The following is a 3,072-nucleotide window of genomic DNA, read 5'->3' as shown; positions in this document are numbered from 1 at the left end:
GGGCAGTACCGGGCGCTGTTCGAACAGACCCGGCGCGAGATCGTGTCGCTGTTGCTGGAGCGGGCAGCGACGACGTCCGAGCTCGCGGAGGTTCTCAGCAAGCCGAAGGGCACCATCGGGCATCACCTGAAGGTGCTCGAGCAGGCCGGTCTGGTGCATGTCGTCCGCACCAAGCGCGTACGCGCGCTGGAGGCGAAGTACTACGGGCGCACCGCGCGGATCTTCGTCTACGACCGGCAGCACGAGGCGGTCGGCGACGAGCAGCGCCTACTGTCCCGGGCTGCGGCCGAGATCGCGCAGGTGCCGGCCGAGGGCACCGTGATGACGGCCAATGTTCGGTACGCCCGCATTCCACAGGACAGGGCCGTCGAGTGGAAGCATCGGCTCGAGGAGCTGCTGATGGAGTTCACCGCCGAGCAGCCGTCCGGCGATTCCACCTACGCGCTTCTGTTCGGGCTCTATCCGACGCGGCGTCCGCCGCTGCCGGGCGCGGACCAGGCCGACGAATGAGCGATACGACGCCGCGCCGGACCAGCCTCGGCCCCAACTATCGCAAGCTGATCGCGTCCGCCACAGCCGCCAACCTCGGTGACGGACTGATGACCGTCGCGCTGATCTGGCTGGCGTCCGCAGTGACCCGCGACGCCTTTCTGATCTCCCTCGTCGGGGTGGCCGGACGGCTGCCGTGGCTGATCTTCAGCCTGCCCGCCGGCGTGATCAGCGACCGGTTCGATCGGCGGCTGCTGATCGGCTGGATGGACGTCTGCCGAGTGATCGTGGTGGCCGGGCTGGGTCTCGTCGTGGCGCTCTACGCCGCCGACCTGCCGACACCGGAAGAGCTCGCCGCCGGCGCCCCGGAACCGCCGGGAGGTCCGGCGCTGATCGTCGCGCTGTGCGTGGCGTCGTTGCTGCTGGGCTGTGCCGAAGTGCTGCGGGACAACACCGCGCAGACTTTGCTGCCGTCCGTGGTCGACAAGTCGGCGCTGGAGCGGGCCAACGGACGGCTCTGGGCGGCAGAGACGACCATGAACAGCTTCGTCGGTCCCCCGCTGGGCGGGGTCCTGATCGCCGTGGCGCTCGCACTGCCGTTCTTCGTCAACGCCGGCCTGCTGGCGGTCAGCGCCGCCATGGTGTTCGCGCTGGCCGGCAGCTTCGCACCCGGCGGGGCGACACCCGGCCCCCGGACCCGGATCGACTGGCGGGGTGAGATCAGTGAGGGCTTCACCTGGCTGTGGCAGCACCGGTTGATCCGCAGCCTGGCCATCATGCTGGGGCTGCTGAACATGCTCAGCAACGTGGCTTTCGTGATCCTGGTGCTGTTCGTCCAGGAGGTGCTCGGGCTGTACGAAGGCTGGCAGTTCGGCCTTGTCACCACCGGGATCGCCGCCGGCGCGGTGCTGGGTTCGCTGATCGCCGAACGAGTCACCGCGCGACTCACTCCGGGCACCGCGCTGCTGGTGTCGATCGCCGGGATGGGGTTGTCCATCGTGCTGATGGCATTGCTGCCGTGGGCGGTTCCGTTCTGGCTGCTCGGGGTGACCTCCGGAGTGTTCGTGGTGATCTGGAACGTGGTCACCGTGTCGCTGCGGCAGCGGCTGATCCCCGACCGGCTGCTGGGCCGGGTGAACTCGGTGTACCGGTTTTTCGGCTGGGGCACGATCGCCATCGGCACCGTGCTGGGCGGCCTGCTGGTCAACCTGGGTGAGGCCGTCCTGCCGCGCGATTGGGCGCTGCGGTCGGTGTTCCTGGTCGCCGGGGTGGCCCAGTTGGCATTGCTCGGCTATGCGGCGAGCCGGATCAACACCGCCGAGATCCGGGCTGCGGAGAAGATCGCCGAAGCTGAGCAAGCCGCGGAGTAGCAGCGAGGGCGTGGTCAGCCGGGCAGGGTGATGCCGAAGGTCCGGGCGTAGAAGGCGAGCTCGGCTTCCAGTGCGGCCTGGATCGTCTCCGCTCTGCGGAAGCCGTGGCCCTCGCCCTCGAAGACGATCAACTCGACGTCCAGGCCCTTCGCAGCGATCGCGGACGCCATCGCTTCGGCCTGGTTGGGCGGCACGACGGCGTCCTCGGCGCCCTGCAGGATGAGCATCGGGCAGTTCAGCGCGTCGACATGGTTGATCGGTGACCGGTCGGCGTACACGTCCGCGGCCTCGGGCCAGGGACCGACGAGTCCGTCGAGGTAGCGCGCCTCGAATTTGTGGGTGTCGGACGCCAGCGCCGCGAGGTCGCCGATGCCGTAGCGGCTGCAGCCTGCGGCGAAGACGTCGGACGTGGTCAGCGCCCGCAGGGTGGTGTACCCACCCGCGCTGCCACCCCGGATGGCGAGCCGGTGCCCGTCCACCCGGCCGTGCTCGGCCAGAGCGTGGGCGCCGGCGACGCAGTCGGCCACGTCCAGGACACCCCACTCGCCGCGCAGCCGGTCGCGGTAGGCACGGCCGCAGCCGCTGCTGCCGCTGTAGTTCACGTCGAGGACGGCGAACCCGCGGGTGGTCCAGAACTGCACGGCCAGGCTGAAGCCGGCCGTGGAGAAGGCGGTCGGGCCGCCGTGGCTGATCACGATCAGCGGTGGAAGATCGGGGTGATCGTTGGAGCTTGTCGGCGTCGAGGGCGCGGGAGGGGTCTCGACAAGCTCGACCATCGGTTCCGCGACCAGCGGTGGAGCGACCGACGGGTTCGTGGGCGGGTAGAACCAGCCGTGCACCTCGCCGGCGGGACCCTCCCAGGTGACCGGCTCGGCGACGCTCACCCAGGCCGCGTCGAGGCTGCGCGGGGCTGCCGTGTCGACCGTTCGGACGCCGTCGGGGCTGAGTTCGATGATCGCGTCCGGGGCGTCGGGGAACTGGACCAGCGCCGCCACCGTGTCACCGGAGGCGTCCAGGCTGTCGCAGTCGATCACGTTCGGCGCAAGGGCGCGGTAGCCGTGGTCGGTCAGCGTCATCGGGGCGCTGCGGCCGTCGATCCGGGGGCGCAGCACGACGTCGCCGGCGCCGGTCAGTGCGTAGGGGCGGCGTCCGAACACCCAGAACGGTTCGACCAGGTCGGCGCCCGCCTCGGTGAGCTGAGTGAGGTGATCGG

General features: G+C 70.1%; 3 protein-coding genes. 2 read left to right on the top strand and 1 reads right to left on the bottom strand.

Annotated features, from left to right (window positions below; translation table 11 throughout):
* Positions 1 to 510: winged helix-turn-helix domain-containing protein (locus Q0066_RS10605; RefSeq protein ID WP_298132705.1), on the top strand; the 510-nt coding region annotated here is incomplete at its 5' end.
* Complete coding sequence (locus Q0066_RS10600; protein WP_298132703.1) at positions 507 to 1,859, top strand: MFS transporter; 1,353 nt, start codon at positions 507 to 509, stop codon at positions 1,857 to 1,859. The genes Q0066_RS10605 and Q0066_RS10600, both read left to right, overlap by 4 nt.
* Positions 1,860 to 1,873: 14 nt before the next feature.
* Here Q0066_RS10600 and Q0066_RS10595 read toward each other — a convergent pair.
* A partial coding sequence (locus Q0066_RS10595) for a prolyl oligopeptidase family serine peptidase (RefSeq protein ID WP_298132701.1) occupies positions 1,874 to 3,072 on the bottom strand: 1,199 nt, incomplete at its 5' end.

It is taken from the genome of Micropruina sp., from assembly GCF_027492755.1.
Taxonomy (GTDB): Bacteria; Actinomycetota; Actinomycetes; order Propionibacteriales; family Propionibacteriaceae; genus Micropruina.
This window is presented reverse-complemented; position numbering and strand designations above follow the sequence as displayed.

Coding starts and splice junctions, on each gene's coding strand:
- Q0066_RS10600 (WP_298132703.1), top strand. CDS start 507: ATGAGCGATACGACGCCGCGCCGGACCAGCCTCGGCCCCAACTATCGC.